Annotated in this window: 18 protein-coding genes and 1 riboswitch; of the genes, 10 read left to right on the top strand and 8 right to left on the bottom strand. The window is 71.1% G+C overall.

From position 1 onward, the window contains the following. The first annotated feature begins 93 nt into the window (after nucleotides 1–93). Complete coding sequence (gene bldD / locus E1295_RS22790; protein WP_026214021.1) at nucleotides 94–588, top strand: transcriptional regulator BldD; 495 nt, start codon at nucleotides 94–96, stop codon at nucleotides 586–588. A gap of 588 nt (nucleotides 589–1176) precedes the next feature. Here the strand turns inward: bldD and E1295_RS22785 are convergent. The 3 genes from E1295_RS22785 to E1295_RS22775 all read right to left on the bottom strand — a co-directional run bounded on the left by E1295_RS22785 (nucleotide 1177) and on the right by E1295_RS22775 (nucleotide 3711). After that, nucleotides 1177–1623: an SAV_6107 family HEPN domain-containing protein gene (locus tag E1295_RS22785; RefSeq protein ID WP_132632418.1), complete on the bottom strand. Its 447-nt coding sequence runs from the start codon at nucleotides 1621–1623 to the stop codon at nucleotides 1177–1179. Between the two features lie 699 nt (nucleotides 1624–2322). Beyond that, nucleotides 2323–2514, bottom strand: a complete 192-nt coding sequence (locus E1295_RS22780; RefSeq protein ID WP_132341154.1) for a ferredoxin — start codon at nucleotides 2512–2514, stop codon at nucleotides 2323–2325. Nucleotides 2515–2520: 6 nt separating this feature from the next. After that, nucleotides 2521–3711, bottom strand: coding sequence for a cytochrome P450 (locus tag E1295_RS22775; protein ID WP_132632416.1), 1191 nt, complete (start codon nucleotides 3709–3711; stop codon nucleotides 2521–2523). A gap of 96 nt (nucleotides 3712–3807) precedes the next feature. Between E1295_RS22775 and E1295_RS22770 the strand changes: the two genes are divergently transcribed. Further along, nucleotides 3808–4410, top strand: a complete 603-nt coding sequence (locus E1295_RS22770) for a TetR/AcrR family transcriptional regulator (protein ID WP_132632414.1) — start codon at nucleotides 3808–3810, stop codon at nucleotides 4408–4410. Nucleotides 4411–4466: 56 nt separating this feature from the next. Next, nucleotides 4467–5006 carry an ABC transporter permease gene (locus E1295_RS22765; protein ID WP_132632412.1) on the top strand — a complete coding sequence of 180 codons (540 nt, stop codon included), beginning with the start codon at nucleotides 4467–4469 and terminating at the stop codon, nucleotides 5004–5006. Nucleotides 5007–5031: 25 nt separating this feature from the next. Here the strand turns inward: E1295_RS22765 and E1295_RS22760 are convergent, their stop codons facing one another. Next, nucleotides 5032–5880 carry a L,D-transpeptidase family protein gene (locus tag E1295_RS22760; RefSeq protein WP_132632410.1) on the bottom strand — a complete coding sequence of 283 codons (849 nt, stop codon included), beginning with the start codon at nucleotides 5878–5880 and terminating at the stop codon, nucleotides 5032–5034. Between the two features lie 98 nt (nucleotides 5881–5978). On the opposite strand from E1295_RS22760, the gene E1295_RS22755 reads away from it, so the two are divergent. Continuing rightward, complete coding sequence (locus E1295_RS22755; RefSeq protein ID WP_132632408.1) at nucleotides 5979–6455, top strand: YbaK/EbsC family protein; 477 nt, start codon at nucleotides 5979–5981, stop codon at nucleotides 6453–6455. Between the two features lie 274 nt (nucleotides 6456–6729). Further along, nucleotides 6730–7038: a GNAT family N-acetyltransferase gene (locus E1295_RS51070; RefSeq protein WP_246080239.1), complete on the top strand. Its 309-nt coding sequence runs from the start codon at nucleotides 6730–6732 to the stop codon at nucleotides 7036–7038. 524 nt (nucleotides 7039–7562) lie between these two features. On the opposite strand, the gene metF is transcribed toward E1295_RS51070, so the two are convergent. Then, the gene (gene metF / locus E1295_RS22745) at nucleotides 7563–8483 is read right to left on the bottom strand and encodes a methylenetetrahydrofolate reductase [NAD(P)H] (protein ID WP_132632404.1); all 921 of its coding nucleotides are present in this window, start codon (nucleotides 8481–8483) and stop codon (nucleotides 7563–7565) included. A gap of 94 nt (nucleotides 8484–8577) precedes the next feature. Here metF and E1295_RS22740 point away from each other — a divergent pair, with 94 nt between their 5' ends. After that, the gene (locus E1295_RS22740; protein WP_132632402.1) at nucleotides 8578–9645 is read left to right on the top strand and encodes a polyprenyl synthetase family protein; all 1068 of its coding nucleotides are present in this window, start codon (nucleotides 8578–8580) and stop codon (nucleotides 9643–9645) included. A 219-nt stretch (nucleotides 9646–9864) separates the two neighbouring features. On the opposite strand, the gene thiE is transcribed toward E1295_RS22740, so the two are convergent. The 3 genes from thiE to E1295_RS22725 are packed head-to-tail and all read right to left on the bottom strand — an operon-like array spanning nucleotide 9865 to nucleotide 12049. Further along, on the bottom strand, nucleotides 9865–10503 hold the full coding sequence (thiE, locus tag E1295_RS22735; protein WP_132632400.1) for a thiamine phosphate synthase: 639 nt from the start codon (nucleotides 10501–10503) through the stop codon (nucleotides 9865–9867). Next, entirely contained in the window at nucleotides 10481–10855 is a 375-nt protein-coding gene (locus tag E1295_RS22730; RefSeq protein ID WP_132632398.1) for an Rv2175c family DNA-binding protein, read from the bottom strand. Before E1295_RS22730 ends, thiE begins: the two co-directional genes overlap by 23 nt. A 30-nt stretch (nucleotides 10856–10885) precedes the next feature. Continuing rightward, nucleotides 10886–12049 (bottom strand): NAD(P)/FAD-dependent oxidoreductase, encoded by a 1164-nt coding sequence (locus tag E1295_RS22725; RefSeq protein WP_132632396.1) that lies wholly within the window; start codon nucleotides 12047–12049, stop codon nucleotides 10886–10888. Nucleotides 12050–12108: 59 nt separating this feature from the next. Beyond that, a riboswitch (TPP riboswitch) is annotated at nucleotides 12109–12225 on the top strand. Here E1295_RS22725 and thiO point away from each other — a divergent pair. From thiO to E1295_RS22705, 4 genes are all read left to right on the top strand, one after another. Further along, nucleotides 12194–13342, top strand: coding sequence for a glycine oxidase ThiO (gene thiO, locus E1295_RS22720; protein WP_166427365.1), 1149 nt, complete (start codon nucleotides 12194–12196; stop codon nucleotides 13340–13342). It overlaps the preceding riboswitch by 32 nt. After that, nucleotides 13339–13539, top strand: a complete 201-nt coding sequence (gene thiS, locus E1295_RS22715) for a sulfur carrier protein ThiS (protein WP_132632392.1) — start codon at nucleotides 13339–13341, stop codon at nucleotides 13537–13539. The genes thiO and thiS overlap by 4 nt, the downstream gene beginning before the upstream one ends. Beyond that, the gene (locus E1295_RS22710; RefSeq protein ID WP_132632390.1) at nucleotides 13532–14287 is read left to right on the top strand and encodes a thiazole synthase; all 756 of its coding nucleotides are present in this window, start codon (nucleotides 13532–13534) and stop codon (nucleotides 14285–14287) included. Before thiS ends, E1295_RS22710 begins: the two co-directional genes overlap by 8 nt. 353 nt (nucleotides 14288–14640) lie before the next feature. Continuing rightward, nucleotides 14641–15531: protein kinase domain-containing protein (locus tag E1295_RS22705; RefSeq protein ID WP_132632388.1), on the top strand; the 891-nt coding region annotated here is incomplete at its 3' end.

Raw genomic sequence — 15531 nt, 5'->3', positions numbered from 1 at the left:
GCATGGCACCAGACCCCCCGGTGGCCGGGCCATACGCCGCAAGGGAGCACAATCTACTGAGAGCGATACATACGAGAGCCGGGGGGCCACACGATGCCGTCTGAGTACGCAAAGTCGCTGGGTGCACGACTCCGCGCCATCCGCACCCAGCAGGGCCTGTCCCTGCATGGAGTCGAAGAGAAGTCGCGTGGCAGGTGGAAAGCCGTAGTCGTGGGCTCTTATGAGCGCGGCGACCGGGCTGTGACCGTACAGAAACTTGCCGAACTTGCCGACTTCTACGGGGTGCCCGTCTCCGAGTTGCTGCCGGGCGGCGCCGCCCCCAGCCCGCTCGGGCCGACACCCAAGCTTGTGATCGATCTGGAGCGCCTGGCGACTCTGCCGAAGGAGAAGGCGGGCGCGCTGGCCCGTTACGCCGCGACGATCCAGAGCCAGCGCGGCGACTACAACGGCAAGGTGTTGTCGATCCGCCAGGAGGATCTGCGCTCCCTGGCCGTGATCTACGACAAGTCGCCCAGTGAGCTGACCGAGGAGCTCATCAGCTGGGGCGTTCTCGACGCCGAGGCTCGCCGGGCCGTCGAGTCGTTCTGAGGCCGGCTCCTCCGGGATTGCTCGTTTCGAGGCCACCCGTCCGAGGCATGTGGGCTCGCCGCTTTCCGGCGAGCCCATCGGCCTTCCCCCGGACCCCACCGCTCCACCTGGCCGCACCCGGCCCGCAACGGCAGTGCCGCCCTGGGCGACCTCGCCACTGACCGGGACGTGCCGCAACACGCGTAACAATTCCGGCACGGGACGCGGCAGCCGCCTGGGCGACCAGCCTTGAGGCAGCGGGAACCTCGGTCGACCCGTATGTCGAACAGCCGAGCCGTACGGCAGGAAAGCCGAGCCCACGCCCCTCAGGGCCGGCTGGAACCACCCAGAGAAGTCCCGGCGGTGAGGCCCTGGGCGAAGAAGCCGGAGAACCCGGCAGAGATCGCGCCGCGCCGAAGAACCGGCAGAAGTCGCATGGGCACGGAACAACCGGCAGAGACCACGGCGGCGCGGAAGAAGCCGGTGGAGGTTGCGCGGGCGTGCGGAACTCCGCCACGTCGCCGGACAGGGCTCGGGCGCGAACAGTCCGGTGCAGCATTGAGAGACCGGTCGACGGCGCGACCGGGAGGCCGGAGCCCGGGTGAGGGATCAGCCTGCCAGCGGGACGTCCGCGGGAAGCTGCGGCTGGCCGGGGAGGCCGAGCAGGTCTTCGATGGTGCAGACGAAGGTCTCCGCCTCGGCCATGATCTCGTCGGCGTCGGCCGCGCTGATCTTGCGGACCATGCCGGCCTCGGCGGCGGCCCGCTTGGCGGCGCTGGCCGCGAAGTAGGCGGCCCACTCGGCCAGGTGGGGCTCGGCCTCGGGGAGCAACTCCCACGCGCTGCGCAGACGGCGCCTGCGGCCCTCCATGGGTTGTGGACGGGCGGCCAGGATCGCCGCCGCGGCCCTGAGGGCGGCGAGGTGGGCGGCCACATAGCGGGATGCCGGGGTGCGGGCGCCGCTCGCCTCCGCCAGGCAGGAACGTGAATCGGTCAGGTGTGCCCGAACCGCAGCCGACAGCCGGGGCCCGGGCGTTTCTCTAGGCCGTGGTGCCATTGTGCGCGCCTCCTTCGGAGTCGTGGGCAGGCGGCCGGCGTTCCGCCGGTGGAGTCAATATTCGCAGATGCCACCGACATTTCCGCCGGGCCGGCCGGACGAGGAGCTTCCCCTCTCCCCGTCCGGCCAGGACACGCCCGTTCGTCTCCGCCGACGACGAGGACGTGCCCTTCGCCCGTGGAGCCTGGCCGCGGGGATCGCTTGGGGAAGCGAACCACCCGCGACCAGGCCCAGGTGACGCCGAGCCGCGAGCCTCACCGTCACTGGATCGAACATAATTTCGATCACGTTCGGTGTCAACCGAATCCACGAACACAGGTTCGATGACCATGGACGAAAAGGGCCGCGTGGCGCCGGACCCGCACAAGAGCCCACACAGAAGGATTCATACGGAAGTACCCGCACAGAAGGGCCACACAGAAGGGCCACACAGAAGGGCCCACTGGAAGCACCCGCGGGAAGGACCTCCCGGGAGGACCCGCGGAAGGGCTCACGGAAGGGCTCACGGAAGGGCTCACGGAAGGGCTCACGGAAGGGCTCACGTAGGACCCGTGGAGGGCTTGCGGCAAGGGCTCGCGGAAGGACCTCGTCAGAAAAGGCTCGCGCACGAGAGACCGCCGCCGCCGCAGATGGGCACGCGGCGGCGGCTCAGGGCCGTGGAAAGGGCGCCGAGGCGGCCAGGAGGCTGTCAGACGCCCGTCAAGAGGCGGAGATCGCCCCTGACGGGCAGAGGGTCACGGCACGGCGCACGGCCTCCTCCTGGCCTTCGGGCGCCGTCTCACGCAACAGCACCACCGTGCCCTCGTCCTCGCTCTGGTCGAACACCTCCGGCAACGTCAGCGCGCACATGCCGGCACCGATGCACACCGTGGTATCTGCCTTGATCTTCATGATGACCTACCAAGTGACAGGGAGGCGGTGCACTCCATAGATGGTCATGTCCGAGCGCATCGGCACCTCCTCGGGCGTTACCGCCAAGCGTAGGCCAGGCAGGCGCCGCAGCAGCGCAGGGTAGGCGATGCGCATCTCCGCCCGGGCGAGCTGCTGGCCGAGGCACTGGTGGATGCCGTGGCCGAAGCTCATGTGGCCCCCGGCCGGCCGGGTGAGGTCGAGGCGGTCGCCGCCGGGGTAGCGCGACGGGTCGCGGTTGGCGACAGGCAGGTGCAAGCCGACCGCCTCCCCCTCCTTGATGAGGTTGCCCGCGATCTCGACGTCCTCCGTCGCGACCCTGAAGGGGCCGAGGTGGATGATGGACAGGTAGCGCAGCAGTTCCTCGACGCCGTTGTCCACCACCGACGGGTCGTCGCGCATGGCGGCGAGCTGGTCGGGGTTGGTGAGCAGCGCGTACGTCCCCAGCCCCAGCATGTTGGCGGTCGTCTCGTGCCCGGCGATCAGCAGCAGCAGCGCGACCCCCGTCAGTTCCTCGTCGTCGAGCTCCCCGCCCTCGGTGAGCCCGCTCAGCAGGTCGTCGGCCGGCTTCTCGTGCTTGCGCTGGATGAGCCCGTGCAGATAGGCCGCGATCCGGCCCAGCGCCGCCGTCACGTTGTCGGCCTTGGTCTCCAGGTTGACCAGGATCTTGGAGTCCTCCTGGAACTGGCCGCGGTCCTCGTACGGAACCCCGAGCAGCTCGCAGATGACCAGCGACGGGATCGGCAGCGCGAACGCCTCGACGAGGTCCACGGGCCCGCCGGCGGCCTCCATCTCATCCAGGCAGGCGTTCGTGATCTCGTGGATCCTCGGCTCCAGCGCCTTCATCCTGCGCACGGTGAACTGACCGGTCAGCAGCTTGCGGTAGCGCGTGTGCTCGGGCGGGTCCGTAGGCAGGAAGAAGCCCCGCGGCATCCCCTTGCTGCGCTCCTCGACCAGGTCGACCATGGAGGCGATCGGCGGGTGCTTCTTCTCCGGCGCATTGCTGAAGCCCGGGTGGGCCAGTACGGCGCGGGCCTCCGCGTGGCCGGTCACCAGCCAGCCGACATGGCCGTCGGCGTACGTCAGGCGGTGCATCGGAGCCCGCTGCCGCAGCTCCGCGACCTCGTCCGGCGGGTCGAACGGGCGCTGCCTCGTCATGGGCAGGGTGAGGTCGGACATGTCTTTGCTCCTTTCCGAGCGACATGTCCAGAAAACCTCATTGAATGCAAAATTGCAACCAGTGAAAATCGTAATGGCATGCAGTAGAGTTCCGGCATGGTGGGGTTGCGGGAGCGCAAGAAGAGGCGCACACGCCGGGCGCTGATCGAGTCCGCGATTCGGTTGTTCGGCGAGAAGGGCTTCGAGGAGACCACGCTGGCGGAGATCGCCGCGGGGGCCGACGTGTCGACGCGCACGTTCTTCAGCTACTTCGCGAGCAAGGAGGACGTGGTCTTCTACGACACGGACGAGCGCATGGAACTGGTGCTGTCGTTGCTGCGCAGGGAGCCCGGGATGACACCCGCCGACCTGCTGCTCCGTATCGTCGACAGCTCACTCGCCTGGTCGAGCGCGCAGGAGGAGCTCACCTTCGAGGACGCCGAGCTGCGGCTGCGGCTCATCCTGACGGAGCCGACGCTGCAGGCTCGGGCGCTGATGGTGCTGTTCGACACCCAGCTCGAGGTGGCGCGGGCGCTGCACGAGGCCTACTCCGACGAGCTGAGCCTGATCGAGGCGTCCGCCGCGGTGGGCGCGCTGTTCGGGTCGGTGAAGCTGGCGGTGATCGCCAATCTGGAGAAGAACCGGTCCCTGGAGCAGATCTGGGACACCGCGCGCCGGGCCGCCGACGTCGCGCTGGCAGGGCTGCGATCACTCGACTAGCATCGCGCACACGGCTTCTGGGGGCGGTCCACCGCCGAGGCGGAAGAGGAGTGCGCATGGCAGAGGACGGCCACCGGCGGCGGTCCACCGATCTGGTCCTGCTGGCGCTCGGGCCGCTTTTGGCACCGGTGTACGCGGCCGTCAACTACGCGGCCATCAAGGCGGGTGTGCGGGCGGAGGTCACCGGCCCCGAGTGGGAGGGCGACCCGCCCGCCGCAGGCGAGATGACGGCGCTGGGCACCGACCTCTGGCGGCTGACCGTGTGGATCGCCCTGTTCATGGGGCTCGTGGCGGTGGTCTACCTGGTCATGGGCGTGCTGCTGCGGCGGCGTTCCCGCGGCCGCACAGTGATCATGGTGCTCTCGGGCGTCCTCATCGTCCCGTACTCGCTCGTGTTCTTCGTCGCTTTGGCGAACCCCGTACTCGCCCTGGCGGGGCTGTATGACACCCCTGACTTCTCCGCGGGGGTGCCGGGCTGGCAGGCGGCCACACCGCTCATCGTGCTCGTGGCAGGGCTGGCACAGGCGGTGGGGATGGCGATGGCGAGCTCGGCCGGCCGGCGCGCGGCGCGGGCAGGCGTGGAGCCCGCCCGCTGAGCCGCCGCTCACCCGAGCGCAGGGATCACGCGCGCTTGAACTTGCCCCGCACGTGCACCGGCACACCCTTGCCGAGCATGCCGGGAAGCTCCTCGGCGACGTTCATCGGCATGCGCACGCAGCCGTGCGAGGCCGGGTGGAGCGGCACGGACAGCGCCCCGTGGAAGGCGATGCCGCCGTTGAAGAAGATCGGGTTGTACAGCTGGCCCAGGTAGGACTTGTGCCACCCGCTCGCGCGCCACGTCGTCCTGTAGTTGCCGGTCGGCGTCGTGGCCGAGCCGCAGAAGCGCTGCCGTTTGCCCTGCCACACGGCCGTCTCGCAGTAGGCGATGCCACTGCCGGACGACACGTGGGTGATGAGCTTGGCCTCACCCTTGACGTACATGACCATGACCTGCCTCGTCAGGTCGACCTCGGCGCGGGTCGGCTTGCCGTTCCTTGCCAGCACCCTCGGGGTCTTCGGGGTCTCCAGCGCCTCCCAGGTGCGCCTGGCGATGGTGCTGGTCGGCTTGATGCCGTTGACCTTCTGGAACGCCCACACGGCGGCCAGCGTCGTGCCGCCGTATTTCCCGTCCGCCTTGCCGGGGCGGTAGCCCAGCCCGGTCAGGCGCTCCTGCATCCAGGTGACGGCCTTGCCCTTCGCGCCGAGCTTGAGCGTCCTGCGCGGCGCGGCGACCGTCGCGGCGGGCACGGCGGCGGCGGGGGCGCCCTGCGCGCCCACCGTGGAAGTCGCCGTGGGGGTCGTGGTGGTCGTCGGCGTCAGCACTGGTGACGACGCGTGCGTACGTTGCGGCGCCTGCGTGCCGCAGCCCGAGACGATGACGGCGCCCGCCGTCAGGAGAGCAGCTACCCCGGGTAGCCGTCGAGCCCCCACGTGTACCACCTCTCACCCGAGTAACGAACGGATCAGTGGACCTTACACCACTCACCATGATTCGGTAATCAAGCCTTCATCCTGTTTAGAGTGTGTCCATGTCTGAGAAGTTGCCCGCCAATGCAGTCATTGTGGAATCAGCGCTTCGCCAACTCGGGGCGAGCGGCGAGATCGTCGTCCTGCCGGAGAAGGCCCCCACGGCCGCGACCGCCGCGGCCCAGCTTGGGTGCGAGGTCGGGGCCATCGCCAACAGCCTGATCTTCGACGCAGACGGCGGGCCGCTGCTCGTGCTGACGAGCGGCGCGCACCGGGTGGACGTCGAGCTGATCGCCCGCACGGCGGGCGTCTCCCGGGTACGCCGGGCGACGCCGGAGTTCGTCAGGGCCGCCACCGGCCAGCCCATCGGCGGCGTCGCGCCGGTGGGGCACCCGGCGCCCGTGCCGACGCTGGTGGACACCTGGCTGAGCAAGCACGAGGTGGTCTGGGCCGCCGGCGGGCACCCGCTGACCGTGTTCCCGACCACGTTCGACGAGTTGGTGCGCATCACCGGGGGCACCCCCGCGGACGTCGAGTAGTGTGCGACGGGTGATCGAGTTTCGCGGGGTCGGTCCCGCCGGGTTCACCGAACGGCTTGAGACGGTGATCTCCATCTACACGGCCGCGATGAACCCGCCCGCGGACCAGGTCGCCGGCCGCAAGACCATCATGCGAAACCATGGGACATATCCCCATTTTCGGTGTTATTTCGCTGAATTGCGTGATTCATCCCCACAGCTACCCACTTCCGAACCCCAAACCGTGGGCTTCGCGTACGGATTCCGGGGTGCGCCGGGGCAATGGTGGCATGACGTGGTTCTCCGGGCCCTGCAGGACGAACTGGGCCCGGAGACGGCCAACGCCTGGCTGGGCTTCGCCTTCGAGCTGGCCGAGATCCACGTCCACCCCGACTACCAGGGCAAGGGCATCGGCCGCAGCATGATCAGGACCCTGTGCGCGGGCCGTCCAGAACGCTCCGCCGTCCTGTCCACCCACGACCAGCCGACGGCCGCCCGCCACCTCTACGCGAGCATGGGCTTCACCGACCTGCTGTCGAGGTTCGTCTTCCCCGGCGGCTACGAGGAGTACGCGATCGCGGGCCGTCCCCTGCCCCTCCCCTGACGATCCGCACAACCGCCCGCCACGGCCCCTAAGCCCCCGGTGCAGCAAAATCCTTGATGACGACGTGACCTGTGGGTTTACCGCGCATGGCCGAGGGCATCATCCATGACAGAAAGTAACCGATCCTTTACTCAACGGCTACCGCCCGCGCCCGTCACCCGCCCGGTCCCCCTGCGGGCGGGTGGCGGGCCTTCCCCATGGCCCCAGTGCGGCCGGCCCACGCCTCGAACCACGTCTCCGGCCGGCATCGCGCCGTGACGGCGGCCCGCCCCGTGCGGGTCAGCGGGCGTCTCCCTGGAAGCGGCCGACCCCGGTCGGCGGGTGGCGTGCCGCCGGCTGTGCCGTAACGGATGGGCGCCGAACGGCGCGGACACCCACGCCCGGCGGAGGACCACGACGGGCGCCGCGCCAGGCGGGACAGCCCGCGACAGCACCGCGCAAGGCCGAGAACCACGACACATCACCACACCAGCGGCCAGCCGCGACGCAGCACCACACCCGGTGGAGAACCGCGACGCGCCGCGTCAGGCGGACAGGCGCATCCCGGACAGGCGCTGGAACACCTCGCGCGTGGCGCTGGAGCGGTTGAAGGTGATGAAGTGGATCCCCGGCGCGCCCTCGTCGAGCAGCCGCTGGCACAGCTCGGCCCCGTGCTCGATGCCGAGCCTCCGCACCGCGGCGGGATCGTCCTTGACCTCCTCGAAGCGCGCGGCCAGGCGGGGCGGGAACGGCGCCCCCGACAGCTGCTCCGAGCGGGCGATGGTGCTCATCTGCGTCACCGGCATGATGCACGGGATGATCGGCGTGTCGCACCCCTTGGCCGCCACCCGGTCACGCAGCCGCAGGTAGTCGTCGGCCTCGAAGAACATCTGCGTGATGGCGTAGTCAGCGCCTGCCCGGCACTTGCGGACGAAGTAGTCGGTGTCGGACTCGATGGACGGCGAGCGCGGGTGTTTGTAGGGGAACGCGGCCACGCCGACGCAGAAGTCGCCCGCCTGCCTGATCAGCCGCACCAGGTCTTCCGCGTAGAGCACGCCCTCGGGGTGCGGCACCCACTCGGCCGTCGGGTCGCCGGGAGGGTCTCCGCGCACGGCCAGGATGTTGCGCACCCCCGCGTCGGCGAAGCGCCCCACGAGGTGGCGCAGCTCCCGGACGGAGTGGTCGACCGCGGTGAAGTGCGCCACGGGGGTCAGCGTCGTGTCGCGCGCGATGCGCTCCACGATGTCGACCGTACGGTCGCGCGTGGAGCCGCCCGCACCGTAGGTCACCGACACGAACGTGGGCCGCAACGACTCGAGCTCCCTGATCGCCCGCCACAACAACCGCTCTCCCTCGTCGGTCTTCGGCGGGAAGAACTCGAAGGAGAACGACCGCCCGCCATCGGCGAGCAAGTCGCGGACGGTGGGGACACGTTCGGGAAAGAAGGAAGGTCGACCAAGCGCCATGGTCACCAGGCTACAGTGACGCCAGGTGAAGCAGCAGCCCGAAGGGGGCACCTGGAGATCCGTACGCCCGCTTCCGGCCACTAGTCTCAGTGTCATGACCACTGACGCCGCCCGCATGGACGTCCTGCGCCCGCAGGTGGAGCGCTCCCTCGCCGAGTTCGTCGAACGCAGGTTGCCGGCCGGGGGCGACGCCGCCTTCGCGCCGCTGCGCAGGGCCGCCGACGAGCTGCTGTCCGGCGGCAAGCGGCTGCGCCCGGCGTTCTGCTACTGGGGCTGGTTCGGCGCGGGCGGCATCGACGTCCCCGAGATCTTCACCGCCGCCGCCTCGCTGGAGCTGCTGCAGGCCAGCGCGCTCGTGCACGACGACGTGATGGACAAGAGCGACATGCGCAGGGGCATGCCGGCCGCCCACCGCCGTTTCGAGGCCATGCACGAGCAGTCCCGCTGGCACGGGTCGGCGCAGCAGTTCGGCGAGGGGGCGGCGATCCTGCTCGGCAACCTGCTGCTCATCTGGTCGGGCGAGATGTGGCGTACGAGCGGCCTGCCGGCCGCGTCCCTGGAGGCGGCCCAGCCCGTGCACGACCACATGCGCACCGAGCTGATGTGCGGCCAGTACCTCGACCTGCTGGAGCAGGCCAACGGGGAGAACACGTTCGAGTCGGCGCTGCGGGTGGCGCTGTTCAAGAGCGGCAAATACTCGGTGGAGCAGCCGCTCAGGCTCGGGATGGTGCTCGCCGGCGGCAAGCGCGCGCCGTGGATGGACGAGCTGTGCACCGGCTACGGCACTCGCGTCGGGATCGCCTTCCAGCTGAGGGACGACATCCTCGGGGTGTTCGGCGACCCGGCGCAGACGGGCAAGCCGGCGGGAGACGACCTGCGCGAGGGCAAGCGGACGATGCTCGTGGCCCGCACGCTGGCGGCGGCGTCCCCGGGGGCCGCGCAGACCGTCCGGCGGCTGCTCGGCGACCCTGAGCTGGACGAGTCCGGGGTCGCGACGCTGCGGGGCATCATCACCGACACCGGGGCGCTGCGGGAGTGCGAGGACCTGATCGGCGACTACCTGAGCCAGGCGCTGTCCGCCCTCGACGCGTCCCCGGTGACCGCCGAAGCCCGTTCGGCGCTGACCGAGCTGGCCATCGCGGCCACGTCCCGCAAGACCTGAGACGGCCCCGCCCGTTCCCGCCGCCGGACCCGATGTGCGCCGAGGGCCGCCGCGCCGGGTTCGCCGCGCGGATCCACCGGAGGCCGGGTACGCCGCGCGGAACCGCAGGAAGCCTGATCCGCCGCGCGGAACCGCAGGAAGCCTGATCCGCCGCGCGGAACCGCAGGAGGGAGGCGCCCGGGTGGGGGCGCCTCCGTAGGACGGCCGGAAAGGGGTCGGTCAGGAGGCAGCCAGGCGTTTGGCGAACTCGGCCGCCGCCGCCCCTGGATCGTCCGCGTCGGTGATGGCGCGCACGACGACCACCCGGCTCACCCCGTACGACATGATCTCGTCCAGGTTGGCGAGGTCGATGCCGCCGATCCCGAACCACGGCCGCGCGGTGCCGAGCGCCGCCGCGTGCCGCAGCAGCGGCGGGCCGGGAGCCGGGCGGCCGGGTTTGGTCGGAGTGGGCAGGATGGGGCCGCAGCAGAAGTAGTCGACGCCCTGCTCCACGGCCGCGGCGGACGCCTCGGCAGCGGAGTGGGTGGACCGTCCGATGACGATGTCGTCGCCGAGTATCTCTCGCGCGACCGTCACGGGAAGGTCGTCCTGCCCCAGGTGGAGCACGTCGGGGCGGGCGGCGTAGGCGATGTCCGCCCGGTCGTTGACGGCCAGCAGCTTGCCGTGCCGGTCGCAGGCGTCGCGGAAGATCTCGAGGAGCGCGAGTTCTTCGCGGGCCTCCAAGCCCTTCTCCCGCAGCTGGATGATGTCCACGCCGCCGGCCAGCACGGAGTCGAGGAACTCTGCCAGGTCGCCGCGGTCGCGGCGGCCGTCGGTGCAGAGATAGAGGCGGGCCTCAGAAAGCGAGGGCTTGGGCACGCCGCTTGACCTCTGTGTGACGGCCGGCCCGGATCGCCTCGATGGGCGACCCCGGCAGGGACTCGTCCGGGGTGAAGAGCCAGCGCAGCGCCTCGACGTCGTCGTAGCCGGCGTCCTGCAACACGGTCAGCGTGCCGGGCAGGCCCTTCATCACGTCTTTTCCGTCGAGGAACACCGCGGGCACCTGTGGCCCGCCGCTGCCCCTGCGTACGCCGAGCAGCTTGTGGTCCTTGAGGAGTTGCTTGGCCCGCCCCAGCGGAAGGTCGAGGCGTGAGGCCACTTCGGGGAGCGTGAGCCACTCGTCCACGAGCTGCTCGGTCTCCCGGTCGATCTGTGCAACAGAAAGTGTCACGAAACCACAACTACCACATGGCGCGCTTGCTCAAACAACACAATCTCGTAGGGACACTTCGGGATCTACCAGGCGTTTGGCATCGAGGCGTTGGCCGGAGGCGATGATTCTGCGCCCCTGTACGAGATCTCGCGGCCGATCGACGGCCAGCACGGCGGCCAGGGCGTCGTCGGCGGTGAGCCAGACGGCCGACCATTTACCCTCTGGGTCGCCGCGGTAGAGGAGGCGTTCGCCTGCCGGGTGATGGCCGGCGTACTGCACCATGTGCCCGAACTGCTCCGACCAGAAGTACGGCACGGGGTCGTAGACGGCGTCCTCGCCGAGCAGGGTCGCGGCGGCGACGTCCGGTGCGTTGAGCGCGGAGTCCCAGTGTTCGACGCGGAGCCGGGTCTGCCAGCGGCGCGACCACCAGGCGGCGCAGTCGCCGACGGCGACGACGCCGGGCAGCGAGGCGCGCAGGTGCTCGTCGGTGACGACGCCGTTGTGCAGGTCGATGTCGGCGTCGGCGAGCCACTCGACGGCGGGGCGCACGCCGATGCCGGTGACGACCACGTGGGCGTCGACGAACGCGCCGCCCACCAGTCGTACGCCGCCCTCGTCCACGGAGTCGACCATGGCGCCGAGCCGCAGGTCGATGCCGTCGTACCACCGCTCGGTGCGCGCGCCGATCTCGGCCCCGACGGCGGTGGCGAGCGGCGCGGGGCCGGCCTCGACCACCGTCACCGCGCATCCGGCCCGGCGGGCGGCGGTGGCCACCTCGGCGCCGATCCACCCGGCGCCGATGATCGCGACGCGGGCACCGGGGACGAGCATCGCCCTGAGCTCGTGGGCGTCGTCGAGGGTGCGCAGCACCTGCTGGGGGCCGTCGCCGGGGAGCCTGATGGGGTCGGCTCCGGTGGCGATGACCAGGCCGTCGTAGCCCAGCTCGCCCTCGGTCGTCTCCACGACCCCGGCGCGCAGCGACTTGGCGCTGACGCCCGGCTGGAAGTCGACGCCGAGCGCGGCCAGGTCGGTGCCGATGTAGCTGTCGTCGGCCTCCCCGGACAACACGGCTTTGGACAGGGGCGGGCGGTCGTAGGGGCGATGGCGTTCCCTGCCGAGCATGGTGACGCGGCCGGTGAAGCCCCGCGAGCGCAGCGCCTCCACGGTGCGCACACCGGCCAGGCCCGCTCCGACGACGACGACGTGGTTCACGTTGATGACCATAACGGGGGCCGTGCCGGGACGTGACACCGAGGCCGTAGGCTGGTGAGGGATAGACGCGCGGGAGTCCGGCCGTTACCGGGCTGAGAGGAAGGCTTGACCGGGCCTTCGACCGCAAGACACCTGATCCGGGTCATGCCGGCGAAGGGAGCGCATGTGGACGTGATCGCAGGCGGAGGGATCGTCGGGCTGTCGATCGCCTGGCGGCTGGCCCGCTCCGGGCGGCCGGTCACGGTGGCCGACCCGGCGCCCGCCTCCGGGGCCTCCCACGCGGCCGCGGGGATGCTGGCCCCGGTCAGCGAGGTGACCTACACCGAGGCGCCGCTGCTGCGGCTGGGCCTGGCGGCGCTGCGCCGCTGGCCGTCCTTCGCCGCCGAGCTGGCCGTGGACGCCGGGCTCGCGGGGGCGGACGCCCTCGACTTCCGTACGGACGGCACGCTGGACGTCGCGTTCGGCGCCGACGACCTGGCGGCGCTGGACGAGCTGGCCGCGTTCATGGAGAAGCTGGAGCTGCCGGTCGAACGGCTGACCGGCCGCGAGTGCCGGCGCCTCGAGCCCATGCTGGCCCCCGCCGTGCGCGGCGGCCTGCTGGCGCCCGGGGACGCCTGGGTGGATCCGCGCCGCGTGACGGCGGCCCTGCTCACCGCCCTCGACCGGCTGGGCGTCCCCCTGGTGCGGGCGCGCGTGAGCGAGCTCCTGCGCGACGACGGCACGGTCACAGGGGTACGCCTGACGCCACCGGACGTCCAGGCCCCCGGGGTGGCCGATGGCGGTGTGCTGCGGGCGGAGCGGGTGATCCTGGCGGCCGGGGCATGGAGCGCCGCGCTGGCCGGCGTGCCGGTGCGGCCGGTGAAGGGGCAGATCATGCGGTTGCGCTCCTCGCAGCCGCTGCTCGGCCGGTGCGTACGCGGCACCGTGCACGGCTCGTCCGTCTACCTGGTCCCCCGGGGCGACGGCGAGCTGGTCGTCGGCGCCACCCAGGAGGAGCTGGGGTTCGACACCAGGGTGACGGCGGGCGGGCTCTACGAACTGCTGCGTGACGCCAGAGAGCTGGTGCCGGGCGTCACCGAGCTGGAGGTCTCCGATGTGGTGGCCGGGCTGCGGCCGGGGACTCCGGACAACCTGCCCGTCATCGGCCCGAGCGGCACACCCGGGCTCACGCTGGCGACCGGGCATCATCGGGGCGGCGTCCTGCTGGCCCCGCTGACGACGGTGATCCTGCTGGGTGAAGAGGGCGAGCTGGCGGCGCTGTGCTCGCCAGAAAGGTTTCGGGATATTTCATGATTGTGATGATCAACGGAGCCGCGCACGAGGTGACCGACGGCACGACCGTGGCGCAGGCCGTGAGCACGCTGACCACGTCCACCACCGGCGTGGCCGTGGCCGTCAACGACGAGGTGGTCACGCGCAGCGCCTGGGAGACGACGGCGCTCAGCGACAGCGACCGCGTGGAGGTTCTGACGGCGGTGCAAGGTGGATGATCTGATCATCGCCGGGCAGAAGTTCTCCTCCCGGCTCATCATGGGCACCGGCGGCGCCCCCTCCCTCGAGGTGCTCGACCAGGCGCTGGCCGCGTCGGGCACCGAGCTGACCACGGTCGCCATGCGGCGGCTCGACCCGGAGTCCCGCGGCTCCGTCCTCGACGTGCTGCGCAAGCGGGACATCCGCGTCCTGCCCAACACCGCGGGCTGCTTCACCGCCGGCGACGCCGTGCTGACGGCGCGGCTGGCCAGGGAGGCGCTCGGCACGCCGTGGGTCAAGCTGGAGGTCATCGCCGACGAGCGGACGCTGCTGCCCGACCCCATCGAGACGTTCGACGCGGCCGAGCGGCTGGTGGCCGACGGGTTCGTGGTGCTGCCGTACATCGGCGACGACCCGGCGCTGGCGCGGCGCCTGGAGCAGGCGGGCTGCGCGGCCGTCATGCCCCTGGGCGCGCCGATCGGGTCCGGGCTGGGCATCCGCAACCCGCACAACATCGAACTGATCGTGGAGGCCGCGTCCGTACCGGTCATCCTCGACGCGGGCATCGGCACGGCCAGCGACGCGGCACTGGCGATGGAGCTCGGCTGCGACGCCGTCCTGCTGGCCACGGCGGTCACCCGGGCGCAGCGGCCCGACCTCATGGCGGCGGCCATGAGGGACGCCGTGACGGCCGGGCGCCTGGCCCGCCAGGCGGGGCGCATCCCCCGGCGCCGCTACGCCGAAGCGTCGTCCCCGATGACCCCGTAACGCTCGGTTCACCGAGCCGGGCGGGCCGCCCCGTCGCGCCCGCCCGGCTCCGTGCCCGGACAGATCGCGACTTGGGTCCTGAGCGTGGTGCCTCGCCATGGGGAAGGGTGGGGCCGGGCGACACGCCCGGGCCGCTTCCGGCGACGGGAACGGGCCGCTCCGAAGGGGACCGGCGCGGCGCCGGGCGCCGTACAGGCCTATGGGCAAGGGTGTGCGGCCGGGCGGTAAGGGCGTGACGCGGGTGGGGCTATGTCCGCTTCTCCCGGAACGGGGACGGGCGAACGAGAACGTCTCCGCATCGGTTTCGGGCGGCCGGGCCCTGTCAGTGGCAAAACGCCCGTAAACTCAGCGGGGTGGACACGACGACTGCGGACCCCCTGGTCGGGCGGCTCCTCGATGGGCGCTATCGCATCGAGAGCCGGATCGCCCGGGGCGGTATGGCGACCGTCTACCTCGCGCTGGACATCCGGCTCGACCGGACGGTGGCGCTGAAGGTCATGCACCGCTCACTCGCCGAGGACCCGGCGTTCGTCCGGAGGTTCATCGGCGAGGCCAAGTCGGTGGCCAGTCTCTCCCACCCCAACATTGTGCACGTTTTCGACCAGGGCACCGACACCGACGTGGTCTACCTATCGATGGAACACGTGCCCGGCCGGACCCTGCGCGACATCCTGCGCGACCGCGGCAGGCTGCCTGCCCGCGAGGCGCTCGAGATCATGATCCCGGTGCTGGCCGCGCTCGGCGCGGCCCACCAGGCGGGCCTGGTCCACCGCGACGTCAAGCCGGAGAACGTGCTCATGACCGACGACGGCCGGGTCAAGGTCGTCGACTTCGGCCTGGCCAGAGCCATCGAGGCGACCAACCAGACCCGCACCGGCGTGATGATCGGCACGATCGGCTACATGTCGCCCGAGCAGGTCACCACGGGCGGCGCCGACGTGCGCAGCGACGTCTACGCCGCCGGCATCATGCTGTTCGAGCTGGTGACCGGGCAGCAGCCCTACGACGGCGAGACGCCGATGTCAGTGGCCTACCGGCACGTCCACGACACCGTGCCCGCGCCGTCGTCGTTCGTCCATGACGTGCCGCCGCTGATCGACACGCTGGTGGCCCACGCGACGGCCCGCGAGCCGGCCGACCGTCCCGCCGACGCCACCGCGATGCTGGTGGCGGCCGTCGACGCGCACCGGATGTTGCCGCGGATGAGCAGCCCGCCCACGGGCGGGCCGGCGCCGCGTCAGTCC

This window comes from Nonomuraea mesophila (assembly GCF_004352805.1).
Taxonomy (GTDB): Bacteria; Actinomycetota; Actinomycetes; order Streptosporangiales; family Streptosporangiaceae; genus Nonomuraea; species Nonomuraea longispora.
Note: the sequence above shows the minus strand (reverse complement) of the source record. Positions and strands in the feature narration are given on the sequence as shown.